The organism is Enterococcus pernyi, assembly GCF_045371165.1.
Lineage (GTDB): Bacteria > Bacillota > Bacilli > Lactobacillales > Enterococcaceae > Enterococcus_B > Enterococcus_B pernyi.
In genome coordinates, this window is sequence record NZ_JBIQDM010000006.1 from 145003 (window position 1) to 162333 (window position 17331).

The 17331-nt window shown below is 38.6% G+C and carries 22 protein-coding genes; 20 read left to right on the forward strand and 2 right to left on the reverse strand.

All coding sequences use genetic code 11. From position 1 onward, the window contains the following. Positions 1-8: 8 nt before the first annotated feature. Genes fabG through ACH0AK_RS09180 form a run of 7 tightly spaced genes read left to right on the forward strand, consistent with a single transcriptional unit; the run spans position 9 to position 5951 of the window. Positions 9-746, forward strand: coding sequence for a 3-oxoacyl-[acyl-carrier-protein] reductase (fabG, locus tag ACH0AK_RS09150; RefSeq protein WP_010735875.1), 738 nt, complete (start codon positions 9-11; stop codon positions 744-746). Positions 747-758: 12 nt separating this feature from the next. Beyond that, a complete protein-coding gene (fabF, locus tag ACH0AK_RS09155) occupies positions 759-1994 on the forward strand; it encodes a beta-ketoacyl-ACP synthase II (RefSeq protein WP_010735874.1) in 1236 nt (411 codons plus the stop codon). Positions 1995-1996: 2 nt separating this feature from the next. Continuing rightward, positions 1997-2476 (forward strand): acetyl-CoA carboxylase biotin carboxyl carrier protein, encoded by a 480-nt coding sequence (gene accB / locus ACH0AK_RS09160; protein WP_306795953.1) that lies wholly within the window; start codon positions 1997-1999, stop codon positions 2474-2476. Between the two features lie 19 nt (positions 2477-2495). Next, positions 2496-2915 (forward strand): 3-hydroxyacyl-ACP dehydratase FabZ, encoded by a 420-nt coding sequence (gene fabZ, locus ACH0AK_RS09165; protein ID WP_010735872.1) that lies wholly within the window; start codon positions 2496-2498, stop codon positions 2913-2915. Positions 2916-2922: 7 nt separating this feature from the next. After that, a complete protein-coding gene (locus tag ACH0AK_RS09170; RefSeq protein ID WP_137072113.1) occupies positions 2923-4302 on the forward strand; it encodes an acetyl-CoA carboxylase biotin carboxylase subunit in 1380 nt (459 codons plus the stop codon). Between the two features lies 1 nt (position 4303). Further along, on the forward strand, positions 4304-5173 hold the full coding sequence (gene accD / locus ACH0AK_RS09175) for an acetyl-CoA carboxylase, carboxyltransferase subunit beta (RefSeq protein ID WP_137072115.1): 870 nt from the start codon (positions 4304-4306) through the stop codon (positions 5171-5173). After that, entirely contained in the window at positions 5166-5951 is a 786-nt protein-coding gene (locus ACH0AK_RS09180) for an acetyl-CoA carboxylase carboxyl transferase subunit alpha (protein ID WP_224434616.1), read from the forward strand. The genes accD and ACH0AK_RS09180 overlap by 8 nt, the downstream gene beginning before the upstream one ends. Before the next feature lie 774 nt (positions 5952-6725). Here the strand turns inward: ACH0AK_RS09180 and ACH0AK_RS09185 are convergent. Next, positions 6726-7058 carry a hypothetical protein gene (locus ACH0AK_RS09185; protein ID WP_226076825.1) on the reverse strand — a complete coding sequence of 111 codons (333 nt, stop codon included), beginning with the start codon at positions 7056-7058 and terminating at the stop codon, positions 6726-6728. Continuing rightward, a complete protein-coding gene (locus tag ACH0AK_RS09190; RefSeq protein ID WP_499796863.1) occupies positions 7055-7414 on the reverse strand; it encodes a hypothetical protein in 360 nt (119 codons plus the stop codon). The genes ACH0AK_RS09185 and ACH0AK_RS09190 overlap by 4 nt, the downstream gene beginning before the upstream one ends. A 180-nt stretch (positions 7415-7594) precedes the next feature. Here ACH0AK_RS09190 and ACH0AK_RS09195 point away from each other — a divergent pair, with 180 nt between their 5' ends. The 13 genes from ACH0AK_RS09195 to ACH0AK_RS09255 all read left to right on the forward strand — a co-directional run bounded on the left by ACH0AK_RS09195 (position 7595) and on the right by ACH0AK_RS09255 (position 17285). Continuing rightward, positions 7595-8110 carry a hypothetical protein gene (locus tag ACH0AK_RS09195; protein ID WP_226076821.1) on the forward strand — a complete coding sequence of 172 codons (516 nt, stop codon included), beginning with the start codon at positions 7595-7597 and terminating at the stop codon, positions 8108-8110. Between the two features lie 465 nt (positions 8111-8575). Continuing rightward, positions 8576-9169, forward strand: a complete 594-nt coding sequence (locus ACH0AK_RS09200; protein ID WP_195514478.1) for a type IV toxin-antitoxin system AbiEi family antitoxin domain-containing protein — start codon at positions 8576-8578, stop codon at positions 9167-9169. A gap of 12 nt (positions 9170-9181) precedes the next feature. Continuing rightward, on the forward strand, positions 9182-10039 hold the full coding sequence (locus ACH0AK_RS09205; protein WP_194179747.1) for a nucleotidyl transferase AbiEii/AbiGii toxin family protein: 858 nt from the start codon (positions 9182-9184) through the stop codon (positions 10037-10039). Between the two features lie 327 nt (positions 10040-10366). Next, a complete protein-coding gene (locus ACH0AK_RS09210) occupies positions 10367-11185 on the forward strand; it encodes a transporter substrate-binding domain-containing protein (protein WP_226076820.1) in 819 nt (272 codons plus the stop codon). Between the two features lie 11 nt (positions 11186-11196). Next, a complete protein-coding gene (locus ACH0AK_RS09215; protein WP_226076818.1) occupies positions 11197-11886 on the forward strand; it encodes an amino acid ABC transporter permease in 690 nt (229 codons plus the stop codon). Between the two features lie 13 nt (positions 11887-11899). Then, positions 11900-12634, forward strand: a complete 735-nt coding sequence (locus ACH0AK_RS09220; RefSeq protein ID WP_010735866.1) for an amino acid ABC transporter ATP-binding protein — start codon at positions 11900-11902, stop codon at positions 12632-12634. A 315-nt stretch (positions 12635-12949) separates the two neighbouring features. Further along, positions 12950-13477, forward strand: coding sequence for a YqeG family HAD IIIA-type phosphatase (locus ACH0AK_RS09225; protein ID WP_010735865.1), 528 nt, complete (start codon positions 12950-12952; stop codon positions 13475-13477). After that, positions 13474-14583: a ribosome biogenesis GTPase YqeH gene (yqeH, locus tag ACH0AK_RS09230; RefSeq protein ID WP_010735864.1), complete on the forward strand. Its 1110-nt coding sequence runs from the start codon at positions 13474-13476 to the stop codon at positions 14581-14583. The genes ACH0AK_RS09225 and yqeH overlap by 4 nt, the downstream gene beginning before the upstream one ends. Positions 14584-14598: 15 nt before the next feature. After that, on the forward strand, positions 14599-14910 hold the full coding sequence (gene yhbY / locus ACH0AK_RS09235; protein WP_010735863.1) for a ribosome assembly RNA-binding protein YhbY: 312 nt from the start codon (positions 14599-14601) through the stop codon (positions 14908-14910). Positions 14911-14922: 12 nt separating this feature from the next. Then, positions 14923-15570, forward strand: coding sequence for a nicotinate-nucleotide adenylyltransferase (locus ACH0AK_RS09240; protein WP_137072127.1), 648 nt, complete (start codon positions 14923-14925; stop codon positions 15568-15570). Next, positions 15560-16144, forward strand: a complete 585-nt coding sequence (yqeK, locus tag ACH0AK_RS09245; RefSeq protein ID WP_023519420.1) for a bis(5'-nucleosyl)-tetraphosphatase (symmetrical) YqeK — start codon at positions 15560-15562, stop codon at positions 16142-16144. The genes ACH0AK_RS09240 and yqeK overlap by 11 nt, the downstream gene beginning before the upstream one ends. A gap of 24 nt (positions 16145-16168) precedes the next feature. Next, a complete protein-coding gene (gene rsfS, locus ACH0AK_RS09250) occupies positions 16169-16522 on the forward strand; it encodes a ribosome silencing factor (RefSeq protein WP_034688417.1) in 354 nt (117 codons plus the stop codon). Between the two features lies 1 nt (position 16523). Then, positions 16524-17285, forward strand: coding sequence for a class I SAM-dependent DNA methyltransferase (locus tag ACH0AK_RS09255; RefSeq protein ID WP_010735859.1), 762 nt, complete (start codon positions 16524-16526; stop codon positions 17283-17285). Positions 17286-17331: the final 46 nt, after the last annotated feature.

Genomic DNA, 17331 nt, shown 5'->3' on the forward strand with positions numbered 1-17331 from the left:
GGCAAGTTATGGACGTAACTGGAAAAAATGTATTTATTACAGGCAGTACACGAGGAATTGGTGAAGCAATCGCTTTAGCCTTTGCCAAAGCAGGCGCAAACATCTTCTTAAATGGTCGTGGAGAGATCCCAGCCGAAAAAATCAATGCGATCAAAGCGCATGGGGTTGAATGTGTAGGAATCTCAGGTGATATCTCCGATTATGATAAAGCAGGAGAGATGATCAAAGAAGCAGAACAGCAGCTGGGTTCTGTCGATATTTTGGTCAATAATGCGGGAGTTACGAATGATAAACTTGTCTTACGTATGGATGCAGATGATTTCAAAAAATGTTTGGATATCAATCTAACAGGAACTTTCAATATGACACAGCACGTGTTAAAGAAAATGATGAAAAAAAGAGAAGGCGCGATCATCAATCTTTCAAGTGTTTCAGGATTGATCGGTAACTTGGGTCAAGCCAATTATGCAGCAAGTAAAGCAGGAGTTGTCGGTTTTACTAAATCTGTGGCAAGAGAAGTTGCCACACGAGGAATCACATGTAATGTGATTGCTCCGGGGTTTGTCACTACAGATATGACAGATGTATTATCCGAAAAAGTAAGAGAACAAGCAGAAAAACAAATTCCAATGCAACGTTTCGGCCAAGTGGAAGATATTGCGGAAGCCGCATTGTTCTTAGCGAAAAGTTCGTATATCACAGGTCAAGTCATCAATGTTGACGGCGGATTGGTCATGCACGGATAGGGAGGAAAATTTATGAATCGAGTAGTAATTACAGGTTATGGAGTCACTTCACCGATCGGTAATGATGCAGATAGTTTTTTAGCTAGTTTAAAAGCTGGGACGAATGGCATTGCACCGATCACAAAATTTGATGCAACAGATACAGGAATCACTTTAGCAGGTGAAGTAAAAGACTTTCCTTTTGATAAATACTTTGTAAAAAAAGATAGCAAACGCATGGATATGTTTTCGATCTATGGCATTTATGCTGCGATGGAAGCATTGACGATGAGTGGGATCGAAAAAGAAACGATCAACCAAGATCGTTTTGGTGTTATCGTTGGCTCTGGGATTGGTGGTTTACCAACAATCGAAAGCCAAGTCATCCGCATGCACGACAAAGGGGCCAATCGCGTATCACCTATGTTTGTTCCAATGTCGATCGCCAATATGGCAGCTGGTAATATTGCGTTGCGTGTAGGGGCGAAAGGAATTTGTACGTCGATCGTGACCGCTTGTGCCAGTGGAACGAATGCGATTGGTGAAGCATTCCGCAACATCAAACATGGTTATTCCGATATCATCCTTGCAGGTGGAACAGAAGCAACAATCTGTGAAATGGGGATCGCCGGATTTGCGGCATTGACTGCTTTGTCAACATCGACAGATCCTGAACGTGGTTCGATGCCATTTGATGAAGACCGTAATGGTTTTGTCATGGGTGAAGGGGCAGGAGTATTAGTCCTTGAATCACTGGAGCATGCACAAGCTCGTGGCGCAAAAATTTATGGTGAAGTCGTGGGTTACGGCTCAAATTGTGATGCTTACCATATGACAGCTCCAACACCAGATGGTTCTGGTGCGTCAAAAGCAATGAAATTGGCGATGGAAGAAGCCGGGATCGATGCAAAAGAAGTGGGCTATATCAACGCACACGGAACAAGTACACCTGCAAATGATCAAGCAGAAGCTAAAGCGATCCAAATCGCATTAGGAGACTCTTTCAAAGAAACCTATGTCAGCAGTACGAAATCAATGACTGGTCACTTATTAGGTGCTGCAGGTGGGATTGAGGCACTTGCCACTTTGATGGCGTTAGAGCATCAGTTTATTCCACCAAACATCAATGTTGAAAAACAAGATCCTGAAATCGATCTGAACGTTGTGATCAACGAAAGTAAACCAGCTGAACTGTCTTATGCCATGAGTAATTCATTAGGATTTGGTGGACATAATGCTGTACTATGTATGAAACGCTGGGAGGAATAATGTTGAAGATCCATGAAATCAAAGAATTAGTCAGTCAATTTGATCAGTCAACTTTAACAGAATTTGACTTGAAAGACGGACAATTTGAATTATATATGAATAAAAATGAAATGAGTCGGGGAATGGGGCAAACAGTACCAACAACGAGTGCTTCTGAACCACAACCTCAACAAGTTGTACCGGCTTTACCAAAAGAAGAAAGCCATTCTGTTCAACCAGAAGCAGTTGCGCCGACAATTGATGGGACTGAAGTGAAATCACCAATCGTTGGAATCGTCTATCTACAACCATCTCCTGACAAACCAGCATTCAAAAAAGTAGGAGATAAAGTCGCTAAGGGTGAAGTGATCTGTATCATTGAAGCAATGAAATTGATGAACGAAGTAACTAGTGATGTCGATGGTGAGATCGTTGCGATCTTGATCGACAATGAAGAAGTCGTAGAATACGGACAACCACTCTTTATCATCCAACCAAATTAAGCCAAGGAGAACCAGACCTATGAATATACAAGAAATCAAAGAAATCATCCCTCATCGCTATCCGCTGTTGCTGATTGATCGAGTGGAAGAAATTGTCGAAGGCGAACGGATCGTTGCTAAAAAAAATGTGACGATCAATGAACCTTTTTTCCAAGGACATTTTCCAGAAGAACCTGTGATGCCGGGGGTATTGATCGTAGAAGCGATGGCCCAAGCAGGAGCAGTAGCTCTATTATCATTGGAACAGTTCAAAGGAAAAACTGCTTACTTTGGCGGATTAGATAAAGCGAAGTTTCGTAAAAAAGTGACTCCTGGAGATACGTTGATATTAGAAGTGGAAATCACTAAAATCAAGTCTTCTGCAGGAATAGGCAAAGGAATTGCAAAAGTGGACGGCAAAAAAGTTGCTGAAGCTGAATTAACCTTTATGATTGGATAGGTGAGTTATGTTTTCAAAAGTCTTGATAGCAAATCGCGGCGAAATAGCCGTACGGATCATTCGTGCCTGCCGTGAGCTTGGAATCCAAACCGTTGCGGTCTATTCTGAAGCGGATGCGGAGGCATTGCACACACAATTAGCAGACGAAGCCGTCTGCATCGGTCCTGCAAGAGCAACAGATTCCTATTTGAATGTACAAGCAGTTCTAAGTGCGGCCATCGTTACAAAAGCAGAAGCAATCCATCCTGGATTTGGATTCTTATCTGAGAACAGTCGATTTGCTTCGATGTGTGAAGAATGTAATATCGTCTTTATTGGACCTAAAAGCAAAACGATCGATGATATGGGGAATAAAATCAACGCACGTCAGTTGATGCAACAAGCAGATGTTCCTGTGATCCCAGGTAGTGATGGTGTGCTATCGACTGTTGAAGAAGCACTGGAAGTGGCAGAAAAAATTGGCTATCCAGTGATGCTTAAAGCCGCCGCTGGTGGTGGCGGTAAAGGAATCCGCAAAGTCTTGTCAAAAGAAGAATTACCACAACATTTTTCATCCGCCCAACAAGAGGCAGCTGCTGCTTTTGGTAACGATGATATGTATTTGGAAAAAATCATTTATCCCGCAAGACATATTGAAGTGCAAATATTAGGTGATCAATTTGGTCATGTTCTGCATCTAGGTGAACGTGATTGTTCCTTACAACGGAATAATCAAAAAGTCTTAGAAGAATCACCATCTGTTGTGATCTCTGAGGAAAAACGAAATCACTTAGGTGCAGCAGCTGTCAGAGCAGCAAAGGCAGTGAATTATGAAAATGCAGGAACGATCGAATTTTTAATGGATGAATCCGGTGATTGTTATTTTATGGAAATGAACACCCGCATCCAAGTTGAACATCCAGTAACAGAAATGGTCACAAATATCGATCTTGTCAAAAAACAAATCGAGGTTGCGGCCGGACGACCACTAGAGATCCAACAAGAAGATATCATTTTCCAAGGGCATGCGATCGAATGCCGGATCAATGCAGAAAATCCAGCATTTCATTTCGCTCCTTCACCAGGCAAAATCAAGAATTTGTTGCTACCAGCTGGTGGTATGGGATTAAGGGTCGATAGTTCGGTTTATTCAGGTTACACGATTCCCCCTTATTATGATTCAATGATTGCTAAGGTCATCGTACATGGCGATACACGTTTCGATGCGTTGATGAAAATGCAACGGGCATTGAGCGAGATCGTGACAGATGGCGTGATCACGAATGCTGAATTCCAAATGGATCTGATCAGTCACCCTGCAGTGATTGCTGGTGATTACAGTACCGCATTCTTACAAGAAGAGTTTTTACCAAACTGGATTCCCGAGACGGAGATAGGAGACGAATAAGATGACTTTATTCAAAAAGAAAAAATACATTCGAATCAATCCTAATCGAGAAATCAAGCCAACGAATGCACCATCAGTCCCTGACAATATGTGGGCGAAATGCCCAAATTGTAAACATATCATCTACACAAAAGATATCGGGGAAGAAAAAGTATGTCCACACTGTAGTTATAACTTTAGAATCGGCGCATGGCAGCGATTAGCGTTGATCATTGATGAGAAAAGTTTAGAGGAATGGGATACGGATCTCGTTACAAAAGATCCTCTTGATTTCCCTGATTATCAAGAAAAGATCGGCAAGATGCAAGAAAAGACTGGCTTACATGAAGCAGTTCTAACTGGTCAAGCGACTATTAAAGGCATTCCTTTTGCTATTGGTGTCATGGACCCTAATTTTATCATGGGAAGTATGGGCACGATCGTAGGGGAAAAGATCACTCGTTTGTTTGAACGTGCGGCGAGTAAAAAATTACCCGTCGTATTATTCACTGCTTCAGGGGGCGCCCGGATGCAAGAAGGAATTTTCTCTCTCATGCAAATGGCCAAAATCTCCGCAGCGGTCAAACGTCATAGCAATAAACAGCTATTTTATTTGACTGTCTTAACAGATCCGACGACAGGTGGTGTTACCGCCAGCTTTGCGATGGAAGGGGATATCATCTTAGCTGAACCGCAAAGTTTGATCGGCTTTGCTGGCCGCCGAGTGATCGAACAAACGATCAAACAAGAACTACCAGAAGATTTTCAAAAAGCAGAATTTTTACTGGAACATGGCTTTGTGGATCAAATCGTTCCAAGAAGAGAACTCAAGGACACGATCCATCAATTATTAGAATTGCATACGCAGAAAGGATGGATCAACCATGAATAAAACTGCTCATGATATCGTCCAACTGGCGCGGGCAAAAGATCGTTGGACAAGTCTTGATTTTTTTGAAACGATTTTTGAAGGGTTCCAAGAATTTCATGGTGATCGCTTATTTGGTGATGATGAAGCGATTGTCGGAGGCGTAGCAAAATTAGCCGGAAAACCAGTGACCGTCATTGGCATCCAAAAAGGCCGTGACTTGCAAGAAAATATTCGTCGGAATTTTGGCTCTCCTCATCCGGAAGGTTATCGTAAAGCACTGCGTTTAATGAAACAAGCAGAAAAATTCAACCGTCCGGTCATTACGTTGATCAACACTGCGGGTGCCTATTGTGGGATCGGTGCAGAAGAACGTGGTGAAGGGGAAGCGATTGCCCGTAATCTATTAGAAATGTCGGATTTGAAGGTACCAATCATCAGTATTATTATTGGTGAAGGCGGTAGTGGTGGGGCACTAGCCTTAGCATTAGCCGATGAAGTCTGGATGTTAGAACAAACGATCTATGCTGTTTTATCACCAGAAGGCTTTGCTTCGATTCTTTGGAAAGACGGCAGCCGAGCAGCCGAAGCCGCTGAATTGATGAAAGTCGCTGCTGGTGAATTATTAGAGTTAGACGTCATTGATCGAGTGATCCCCGAAACATTCAATGGGGAACCTTTAGGCAAAGAAAAAGTTGCGCGTATGATGCAAAAAGCATTGATCGAAAAACTGACCAAACTTTGTCAGAAACCAACCGAAGAATTGATCGAACAACGCTACCAACGTTTTCGTAAATATTAAGAAGTTTTTTGATTTAAACTGTAGAGAATTGCCTCTACAGTTTTTTCTGATTTATCCTATAAATGGATAAATATTGGTTTATGATTTATATATTTAATGTGTTTATTTGTATGATTTGCTAGTTAAAAGGGGAAATAAAATAGGAATTATATGATTTTTTTAGAAAATATTCTTGTTTCTTTTTGATTGTAAGGGTTAAAATGGAAAAAATTTTATGATATATATTTAACTTAATATAAAAAACTAATTTCATTGAATTTTCTTAGATTTTTAAACTTACACTGATATTTAGTTATTAGAGATTGTATCTTGATGTGTAATTATTTAGGTATTAGATTTTGATTGTTGATTATATAAAAGAAAAATGGAAAATGTTAATTGGAAGAATGATATTAAAGATAGAGATAATTTGAATTTCTGTAACTTAAAAAAATTTAGTAATTTTTCATAGAGTATATATTGAATGTTGTGTTATACACTAAAAATTGAAAAAAACTAGGTTAACGCGTAATTAAATGTACCGTTTTTATTCTTTTAATGAAGTATATCCCACTTATTTACTGTGTAATTATCGCAATACATAAAAATAAACATCTTCTAACCACAAATAACCTGATTTGGTTTATCAAATCGGGCTATTTGTGGTTAGATACTACTATTCAATATATATATATGTACAAGCTTTTTGAGATGTCTAAGATAATAGCGAGAAAAAATGAAGTGAAGTTGTCCTTTATTGCAGTTTATTTATTGTTCATTTTTCTCACTAATTAATTAACCAATAGAACAACCACCATTAGAACGTACAGTTCCTTTATATATACCCACATACCACATTCTTCCAGTTGAAAAATCTTTTTCATAAGACCAAGACTGTAAAGTTAATTGTCCGCAATAAATTCCATCATTATAAATCATGGTGTTAGTTAACCCGGCTAACGTAGTAGATCGTCTTGTGTGATAGATGATTTTACTACCTAAAGGTTCTATAGATATTGAGGTATATTCCGCTATTGCTAAGTTTGTGTTTGCATTGTGTCTTTCAGTAAATAAAAATAGACCAGAAATTACTATTGAAGCTATTAAAATTTGTTTGAAATATTTCATTTTAGATCCTCCTCATCAATTGGTGATAATAAGTCATTGTTCAAAATATTTAATTTTGATGGAACTGGAAATGGAACGGAGTTATGATAAAAGTAACCTTCATAATAACCAGTTGTACCATAATGACTTGGTAGTTCACGATATCTGCTTAACCATCCCCTATATGCACCGCTTTGAAAGAAAGCTACTGCGGGAGCGGGGCTACCTGTTTTAATCCATCCTGACGTCCAATATCTAGTCAATATTGCTTTTGAGTCTAAGTTATCTGAATTTGAACCTATTGATTGGATGCTAGAAAATGGTTCTGTATGCTCGATTATTTCTTGGGTCTGGACGATTTGGCTAGGTAACAACATACTGAAAAAAGTAACGCCAACAAAACAACTAAAAATAACCTTTTTTTTTATATTAAACCTCTTTTTTTTATTTGTTACAATTTTATTATAGTTAGTTTATTATTTCCGATCAAATCATAACTTAGTTATTATTTGATATTTTTTTGTGTGTGATATTCTTATTAAAAAGGAGTTGATGTTGTGTTTTATAAGTTGTTAAGTAAGTTATTTTATGTTCTTTTTTTGGGAGGTGTAATTTCTTTGTCGCTATTCTTGACTGGCTGCTCTAAATCGAATGAGGACCGATTAAAAAACATCGAAATTGTTCAAGTGACGAATGCTGGGACGCTACAAAACAGAGGAAGTTATACTCTTAAAGAGGGAAATTTAGAGATCATGAAAGAAATCCAACTGGCACAAAGCCTTTATCAAGATCCCGCAGATTTAAAACTCTCAAGCAGTGAAGAACAAGAAATCAAAAGTTTGCTGACACCAGATTTTACATCCGCAGAACAAGACCTAAAAACGAATGAACTTTTTCAAACATTTGTTAAAGAGATCGAACATGTAACAGTCGAAGTCAATCAGAAGAAGAAAACGACAACGTTAGTCGGAAAGGATTATCGAAAAGAATTTTCTTGGGTAGGTGAAAGTGGAAATCGTTTATCTGACTCACATAAGATTGAATATAGTTTTGTGTCAGGGAATGAGGAATAGTTGAGTAAAGGAATAGCCTTAAAAAACGATGCTTCTTGCAAAATGATTATTGAAGTAGAGGAATTTCAGAATAATTTGAACAGAAAGAAGGGGGCACCATCTTTTCCCTGTTCTTTTAATTGATTAAAAATATTTTTCTGTACCGAATCAGGATTTTTGATTTGAAATTTTAAAAGTTGTTGAAACCATAGGTATTTCTTTTTAGTGCTGGATATTGGTACTTAACTATTTAAGTAGGCCATCTGAATAGTTATAGTGTAAGGCGTTCTTGGTGTGTGCATAAACTTGCTAACGTATCTTATCGTCTTGGTATAGCTTTCAGGAAGTTATATTGTCCAGATATTCGCGAAACATCCATTACACAGTAATCGACCATTTCTTTCCCGCATGAAGAATGCCTTGTTACAATTACACTATTATGATAAGTTTAATGTAGTGTATTTGTAACGTAAGTGAGGGGATTAAATGCAAGATAAGCTGAAAGAGTTGTTGCGTATTCGCGATGGAAATTTATCTATGAAGGAAGCTAGAAAATTAGGAATTTCAGCAACTACTGTACAAAGATTGGTGAATCAAGGAATTTTGATGAAAGTTGATCGTGGTTATTATGTAGAGACTGGTCATGGAATCGATGATTTATTTTGTCTTCAGCAACGATTTTCCAGAGGAATATTTTCTCATGAAACGACATTAGATATATATCAACTTTCTACAAACATGCCGAACTTCATTCATTTGACTTTTCCACATGGTTATAATGTGAATCGTTCAATTACGAAAGAGCAACAGTTACAATTTCATTTTGTGAAGAAGGAAGTATACGAGTTAGGGAAAGTGGAGGGCACTTCCTTTCAAGGAAATCCTATTATTATATACGATAAGGAACGAACTCTTTGTGATATTTGGAATCCGAGATATGAAATTGAATATGAAATGAAATTAGAAGCTTTAAAAGAGTACATGAGAGATCCTATGAGAGACCCAAGTAAATTAAGAGATTATATGACAAAACTACATGTAGAGAAAGAAATGAAATATCATATGCAGAGTTTGTATTGATGGAGAGAAAATATGACCCCTACACAATTTACAGCAAAAACAAGAAATCTTGCAAAAAGTATAGGATTAAATGCACAGTTAGTTCAAAGGCATTTTATGATGGATCGCTTAGTTGAACAAATCTCTGAATCGAAGTATAAAAATGACTTTATTTTGAAAGGTGGTTTTCTATTAGGTTCAAAATATGGAATTGATAGAAGAACAACAATTGATATTGATACGACATTTAGAAATAGTAAATTAACTAAAGAAAAATTGAAGAACATCTTTAAAGAATTAACTAGTAAACCTACGAAAGAGGGAATTGTTTTCTCTGTTCAAGAGATTAAAGAGACAAGGGAAATTGATTTTTATCCTGGGTTTCAAATTAAATTGATTGCTCATTTAGAAAAAATACGTGTCCCATTTAAATTGGATGTAACAACAGGAGATTCTATTTATCCTGAAGTAGATATACATCATCATCAATTGATGTTTGAAGATAAAAAAGTGGAGATTCCAGCTTATCCAACAGAACAGATTATTGCAGAAAAGCTGAGTGCTACATTTAACTTTGGGACAGACAATTCGAGATTGAAAGATTACTACGACCTATTTGCCATCCCAAAACTAGAAAATATTGATATGAAAGAGCTATATAAAAGTGTCCGAAATACATTTACAAAACGTGGAGACAACAAACCGTTATCTTTTTATTATGAAAGGGAAATCGAAAAGATAAAAGGGAGCGGTTATTTGGAAAAACTATGGGACAAATATCGCTCAGTTAATTCTTTTGCGAATTCTATTTCATTTGCAGATACAGTTAACGGAGTTGCTTATCTAATGCAAAATGTAATCAAAATTGAAAATCAAGAAAGAAAACAATAGTTTACAAGAATTGAACAAATCAAGATGACAAACGATATTAATTGTGTGATTTAGCGTAAATCAGCGGAACCAATGAGCTTGGTACAGAGGTGTTTGGCTTTGAGAAACAAAGTAAAATAGACTGAAAATCAAATAAAAAAGCTGAGACTTGGTTCTCAGCTTTTTCATTTCTTCCCTTGAAATATTAAAATAAATATTCTTAATTTGTGATTATTATTCATTTTAAAAGCATAAAAACGAATTAAATTAAATAAATATACAAAAAATAGTTTATTTTTGAAATTTTCATGCTATAATGACAGAACAAAATGAATAAGGGGCGAGACAATGAAAAAGATTTCCGGAATTATTTTATTTTTAGTTACAACATTCGCATTAGGAGCTTGCGGGAATGGGGATGCAGCTGAATCAAACGATCAATTAGCAGCAATCAAGGAAAGTGGTGTATTGAAAGTGGCGACGTCTGCTGATTATGCGCCGTTTGAATTTCATACGATCGTCGATGGGAAAGATCAAATCGTCGGATCGGATATTGATTTAGCTAAAGCCATCGCAGATGAGCTTGGTGTGAAATTGGAGCTCTCAGATATGAGTTTCAACACGGTGTTAGCCTCTTTAAAAGAAGGGAAAGTCGATGTAGCGATCTCAGCGATTTCAGCGACCGCAGAACGAAAAGAACAATTTGACTTCACCGACAACTATTACAATCCGCCACAAGTTCTCGTGATCAATAAAAAAGATGAAAACACGTTCACAAGCATTGATCGCTTGGCAGGTAAAAGCTTAGGGGCGCAAAAAGGCTCGATCCAAGAAGCAGTGATCAACGAACAAATCAAAGAAGCTAAAGTAGTCACGATCGATAAAGTGCCAAATATGGTGATCGAGATCAATCAAGGTTCACTGGATGGCATGGTCGTTGAACAAACGATTGCCGAAGCATATATTGCTCAGAACCCCAACTTGATGATTGCAGATATCCCTTTGGAACAATCAGATGATGAAGCTTTTGCTATTGCCTTACCAAAAGGGAGTACAGAATTACAAGAAGAGTTGAATAAAATCATCAAAAAATTAAGTGATGAGGGAAAAATCGATGAATTCATCAAAAAAAATCATGAACTAGCTGAACAAACAGCGACAGAATAGAGGGACGCAGTGTGAATTTTTCGTTTTTAGATAAGTACTTACCGTATTTTTTATCCGGCGCGGTCGTTACGATCGTCATTTCGATCTTGACAGTCATCTTTGGTACAATGATTGGCCTAGCCATGGCATTGATGAAGCGCTCAAAGATCAAGCCTTGGAATTGGTTAGCTAATAGTTATATCGAATTACTAAGAGGCACACCGATGTTATTGCAGATCATGATCGGATTCATCTTATTGCAACGTTTCTTTCCAGCGGTGGATTGGTCCGTGGGGATTTTAACCATCGACTTAGGGCGTTTGATACCAGGAATCATCGTATTATCACTGAACTCTGGGGCGTATGTTGCTGAGATCATTCGTGGAGGGATTGCGGCTGTTGATATGGGACAAACAGAAGCTTCGTATTCACTAGGCTTACGTCCTATACAGGCGATGCGTTATGTCATTTTCCCACAAGCGTTGAGAAATATCCTGCCACCATTAGGAAATGAGTTTGTCACGTTGATCAAAGATTCTTCTTTACTGACAGTGATCGGTATCAATGAATTGATGGGATCTGCTCAGATCGTTATCTCAAACTCCTATATCCCATTGGAACCTTATTTTATTGCCGCAGGGTTATACTTCGTTATGACCTTTGTAACATCGCGGTTGTTGAGTAGTTGGGAGAAAAAACTCGGAAAAGGGTATCAACGTTAGGAGAGAATGTCGTATGGAAAAATCAATAGTAACGATCAAACAATTAAATAAATCATTTGGGGAAACAGAAGTATTGAAAGGAATTACTACGACTATTTCCGCCGGGGAGGTCGTAGTGATCATCGGCCCTTCAGGTTCAGGGAAAAGTACGTTTCTCCGTTGTTTGAATCTACTCGAATCTCCTACAGCCGGTACGGTGGAGTTTGAGGGAACGGATATCACACATAAGAAACACGATATTTTTAAAACAAGAGAAAAAATGGGGATGGTTTTTCAACAGTTCAATCTATTTCCCAATATGACAGTATTAGAAAATATCACCTTATCACCAATCAAAGTGAAAAAAATGCCTAAGAAAGCAGCCGAGGCGATCGCTTTGGAATTATTGGCAAAAGTTGGTTTGTCAGATAAAGCCACCGCCTATCCTTACTCTTTATCAGGTGGACAGCAGCAACGGATAGCGATTGCCCGAGCGTTGGCAATGCAACCAGACGTCATGTTGTTCGATGAGCCTACTTCGGCACTTGATCCAGAAATGGTGGGTGAAGTACTCTCGGTTATGTTGCAATTGGCACAAGAAGGGATGACGATGGTCATTGTCACTCATGAAATCGGCTTTGCGAAAGAAGTGGGTGATCGAATCATCTTTATGGATCAAGGACAGATCGTGGAAGAGGGGACACCTAGTGAGGTGCTGGAGCGGACGAGCCAGCCTCGGACTATCGATTTTTTGGCCAAAGTATTGTAGTAAAAAATAAGATATAAGAAATGGCGCTCTTTTCCAACATTACCTATGGATAGTGATTTCAGTTCTTTAGGTTTTTCTAAAATTATATGAATGATGTTCCAAAAGCAACTCTTTCAGTAATAAGCAACCAACTCAAGAAATAGAAGAATCTATTTTATGAGCTGATTGCTTATTTTTTGGAGCTGGTTCCTTCTGTTATTACCTCCATTAAAAGGTTTAATGTATAGAGGTAGTTTTTTTTTAGATTTTACAGTATAATATGGGGTTGAGGAGTACATATCGTGCTCCTTCATTTTTTGCAGATGAGGAGACAACATGTTTTCAAATTATAAACCTACATGGATGGTAGAAGCCGTCTATAAAATTACCCCTGCACAACTGAAAAAACTAGGGATCAAAGCCGTCTTGACGGACCTTGATAATACACTGATTGCTTGGAATAATCCAGATGGAACGGAAGAATTGTTCACTTGGATTTTAGAAATGAGAAATGCGGGCATACCAGTAGTCGTTGTTTCTAACAACAACTCAGAACGCGTAGCTCGTGCAGTTAAAAAATTTGAGCTACTTTATGTTGCAAGAGCTTTGAAGCCTTTGCCAGTGGGAATCAATAAAGCAAAAAAAATGTTGGATCTGGCAGATGAAGAAATCATCATGATTGGTGATCAGATCATGACCGATATTCGTGGCGCGAATAGTGCCGGTATCCGTAGTGTCTTAGTTAAACCAATCATTGAAACTGATAGTTGGAAGACGAAATTCAATCGGTTCTGGGAACGTAAGATCATGAGTTATTTAGTAAAGAAACATCCAGATATGGATTGGCGAGGTGGCATTGAATGAACGAAGAATTGCAATGTATCGGTTGTGGCGTGATGATCCAAACTGAACATCCTGATGAATTAGGCTATACACCAAAAGCAGCACTCGAAAAAGGGTTAGCAACAGGGGATGTTTATTGTCAACGTTGTTTCCGTTTGAGACATTATAATGAGATCCAAGATGTATCACTGACAGATGATGATTTCTTGCGATTACTAAATGAATTAGGTCAAAAAGACGCATTGATCGTCAATGTGGTGGATATTTTCGATTTCAACGGTTCACTGATTCCTGGATTACATCGTTTTGTCGGAAACAATCCAGTTCTTTTGGTTGGGAACAAAGTCGATATTTTACCTAAATCATTAAAAAAATCAAAAATGATCCAATGGATGAATGAGCGTGCCCATGAAGCAGGGCTAAGACCTGTCGAGGTGTTGTTGACAAGCGCAAAAAAAGCACCTGAAATGACAACACTTCTAGAGAAAATCGAAAAATATCGTGAGGGTCGAGATGTGTATATCGTTGGTGTGACGAATGTCGGGAAATCGACATTGATCAATCAGATCATCAAAAATACGGCAGGCGTCCAAGAAGTGATCACGACTTCGCAGTTCCCAGGAACAACGTTAGATAAAATCGAGATCCCATTGGATGATGGCCAATTTTTGATCGATACACCAGGAATTATCCATCGCCATCAAATGGCCCACTATTTAGGCAAAAAAGACTTACGTATCATCGCACCGACGAAGGAAATCAAGCCTAAGGTGTATCAGCTGAATGAAGGTCAAACGCTTTTCCTTGGAGGATTAGCTCGATTCGACTTTATCAGTGGCAAACGAGGTTCATTTATTGCTTATGTATCAAATGATGTCAATTTACATCGGACAAAATTAGAAAAAGCCGATACTTTTTATGAAAAACATGTAGGCGGCTTATTGCAACCACCACGTCCGAATGAAGTCAGTGAATTCCCTGAACTTGTTCGCTTTGAGTTTTCTGTAAAAGAAAAGACAGATATCGTCTTTGCAGGACTAGGCTGGATCACGGTAACGGAACCAGCAGTCATCGCAGGCTGGGCGCCAAAAGGGGTACATGTGTTAAGAAGAAAAGCACTGATTTAAGAAAGAAGGAAAAACATGAGTTTAAGAGGAAAGCAAAAACGATTTTTACGTAGTCAGGCACACCATCTTCAACCGATCTTCCAAATCGGTAAAGGTGGGATCAATGAAGCAATGATCGTCCAAATCGAAGAAGCACTTGAAAAAAGAGAATTGATCAAAGTATCATTGTTGCAAAATACAGATGAGATCGCAGAAGATGCGGCACAAGTATTAGAACAAGCTATCGCATGTGAAGTGGTTCAGATCATCGGACGCGTGCTTGTTTTATACAAAGCATCATCTAAAGAGAAATACCAACGGATATCTAAAGAAGTACATGCAATCTAAGGAGTGACGAAGATGAAATCGCAAGCGAAATCCTTTGTTCGACCTCAAGTATTTCCAAAAGAAATGCCCCATCTTTATGCGAAAAGAAAACAGGTGGGGATCTTGGGCGGAACTTTCAATCCTGTGCATCTAGCCCATCTAGTGATGGCAGAACAAGCAGGACAGAATTTAGGACTAGACCATGTCTGTTTAATGCCTTCCTATCAACCACCTCATGTGGATGAAAAGCCAACTATACCGGCAGAACATCGCTTAAACATGCTGGAACTTGCGATCGAAGACAATCCTTTTCTAACGATTGAAACGATTGAAATCGAACGAGGCGGCAAAAGCTATACGTATGACACGATGAAGGCTTTGACTCAAAATAATCCTGATACGGACTACTATTTTATCATCGGCGGTGATATGGTCGAATATTTACCAAAGTGGTACAAAATCGACGAGTTATTGACAATGGTCCACTTTGTCGGTATCCATCGACGTGGGTATCAAGTGGAAACCCCGTATCCTGTGATCTGGGTCGATGTCCCTGAGATTGATCTAAGTTCGACAAAGATTCGTCAAAAAATTCAACAAGGTTGTTCCGTCCGTTATTTGATCCCAGATAAAGTCTTGGATTATATTCAGAAAGAAGGATTGTATCAACATGAATTATAGTACAGATTATACGGCCTATACTCGAGAAATCTTGATGCAAAAAGTCCAAATGAGAATGAGTGAACAACGCTTCAAACATGTTTTGGGTGTAGAACAAACAGCTGTTGCACTTGCTGAAAGGTATGGTTGCTCGCCAGAAAAAGCGAGTATCGCCGCATTGACACATGATTATGCGAAAGAACGACCAGACGATGAGTTTATCTTATTCATCGAACGTGAGCAACTTGATCCAGAGTTATTAGCTTATGGAAATGCAATTTGGCACGGATTAGTCGGTGCATCATTTGTTGAACGAGAATTAGGCATCACTGATGAGGAGATCTTACAAGCAATCCGTCTCCATACGACAGGAGCTGCTGAGATGTCCTTACTCGATAAAGTCATCTATGTGGCTGACTATATCGAACCAGGACGTTCTTTTCCAGGTGTCAAAGAAGCCCGTGAGATCGCCATGATCGATTTAGATGAAGCAGTTGCATTCGAAACCAAACATACATTAGCACATTTGATTGCGCAAGAGAGCAAAATTTATCCAAAAACAATTGAAACATATAATCATTGGGTGGCAAAATAGCTGACCCATTAGGAGGAAATCATCATCGATAGTAAAGAACAATTAAAAATCGCTGTCCAAGCAGCAGATTCAAAACGTGCAGAAGATATTTTAGCTTTAGACGTCCGTAAAGTGTCGCTATTAGCTGACTACTTTATGATCTGTTCAGCAAACAGTGAACGTCAGATCAATGCCATCGTGGAAGAAATCATTGAAAAAGAAGAAGAAAGCAAATACGAAGTAAAACGCGTAGAAGGAAAAGAAGGCGGCAAATGGATTCTGATCGATCTAGGTGATTTGATCATCCATGTATTCCATGCCCCAGAACGTGGGTTTTATAATTTAGAGAAGTTATGGTCAGATGCGCCACTTGTCGATTTGACTGAATGGTTGGATTAACATGGCCTACGAAACATTTGCCTTTATTTACGATGAAGTCATGGATGACGGGCTTTATGAACAATGGCTCGCATTTTCTAAACGCCATTTGCCTGAAACAACTAAAAACATCCTTGAACTAGCTTGTGGTACAGGAGCATTAGCTGTGGCTTTTGCCAAAGACGGCTACAATGTAACTGGCTTGGATCTATCAGAAGAAATGCTGATGATCGCCAGTCAACGTGCCTATGAAGAAGAAGCATCGGTACAGTTTGTTGAAGGGAATATGTTAGATCTATCAGAGAGTGGGCAATACCAAGCCATCACTTGTTTCTCAGATTCTTTGTGCTATATGCAAAACGATCAAGAAGTACAACAAGTATTCGATGAAGTCTATCAGGCATTGGAAGAAAACGGCCGTTTCTTGTTTGATGTCCATTCCGTTTATCAAATCGATCAAGTATTTCCGGAGTATAGTTATCATTACCAAGGAGACGATTTTGCCTTTCTTTGGGATAGTTATACGGGGAAAGAAAAACATAGCATTGAACATTATTTGACATTCTTTGTCGAATCACAAGAAAAAGACGGTACGTTCACACGTGAAGATGAATTACATCAAGAACGTACGTATCCACTAGAAAACTACTTGCGGATGTTAGAGAATAGCGGATTTGCTAAAGTAGAAGTATTCGCTGATTTTACAGACGAAACACCTAACGAAGAATCCAGACGTTGGTTTTTTGTCGCCCAGAAAGAAGAAGGCGAAATCGACGAACTGTAGCAAACAATAAAAAGGAGAGACGGCTGGATCAAAAAGCTTAGTCTCT

Excerpts from the sequence above, each read along its gene's own strand:
- fabG (WP_010735875.1), top strand. The coding sequence starts at position 9 with ATGGACGTAACTGGAAAAAATGTATTTATTACAGGCAGTACACGAGGA.
- fabF (WP_010735874.1), top strand. The coding sequence starts at position 759 with ATGAATCGAGTAGTAATTACAGGTTATGGAGTCACTTCACCGATCGGT.
- fabZ (WP_010735872.1), top strand. The coding sequence starts at position 2,496 with ATGAATATACAAGAAATCAAAGAAATCATCCCTCATCGCTATCCGCTG.
- ACH0AK_RS09170 (WP_137072113.1), top strand. The coding sequence starts at position 2,923 with ATGTTTTCAAAAGTCTTGATAGCAAATCGCGGCGAAATAGCCGTACGG.
- accD (WP_137072115.1), top strand. The coding sequence starts at position 4,304 with ATGACTTTATTCAAAAAGAAAAAATACATTCGAATCAATCCTAATCGA.
- ACH0AK_RS09180 (WP_224434616.1), top strand. The coding sequence starts at position 5,166 with ATGAATAAAACTGCTCATGATATCGTCCAACTGGCGCGGGCAAAAGAT.
- ACH0AK_RS09185 (WP_226076825.1), bottom strand. The coding sequence starts at position 7,058 with ATGAAATATTTCAAACAAATTTTAATAGCTTCAATAGTAATTTCTGGT.
- ACH0AK_RS09190 (WP_499796863.1), bottom strand. The coding sequence starts at position 7,414 with ATGTTGTTACCTAGCCAAATCGTCCAGACCCAAGAAATAATCGAGCAT.
- ACH0AK_RS09200 (WP_195514478.1), top strand. The coding sequence starts at position 8,576 with ATGCAAGATAAGCTGAAAGAGTTGTTGCGTATTCGCGATGGAAATTTA.
- ACH0AK_RS09205 (WP_194179747.1), top strand. The coding sequence starts at position 9,182 with ATGACCCCTACACAATTTACAGCAAAAACAAGAAATCTTGCAAAAAGT.
- ACH0AK_RS09210 (WP_226076820.1), top strand. The coding sequence starts at position 10,367 with ATGAAAAAGATTTCCGGAATTATTTTATTTTTAGTTACAACATTCGCA.
- ACH0AK_RS09220 (WP_010735866.1), top strand. The coding sequence starts at position 11,900 with ATGGAAAAATCAATAGTAACGATCAAACAATTAAATAAATCATTTGGG.
- ACH0AK_RS09225 (WP_010735865.1), top strand. The coding sequence starts at position 12,950 with ATGTTTTCAAATTATAAACCTACATGGATGGTAGAAGCCGTCTATAAA.
- yqeH (WP_010735864.1), top strand. The coding sequence starts at position 13,474 with ATGAACGAAGAATTGCAATGTATCGGTTGTGGCGTGATGATCCAAACT.
- yhbY (WP_010735863.1), top strand. The coding sequence starts at position 14,599 with ATGAGTTTAAGAGGAAAGCAAAAACGATTTTTACGTAGTCAGGCACAC.
- ACH0AK_RS09240 (WP_137072127.1), top strand. The coding sequence starts at position 14,923 with ATGAAATCGCAAGCGAAATCCTTTGTTCGACCTCAAGTATTTCCAAAA.
- yqeK (WP_023519420.1), top strand. The coding sequence starts at position 15,560 with ATGAATTATAGTACAGATTATACGGCCTATACTCGAGAAATCTTGATG.
- ACH0AK_RS09255 (WP_010735859.1), top strand. The coding sequence starts at position 16,524 with ATGGCCTACGAAACATTTGCCTTTATTTACGATGAAGTCATGGATGAC.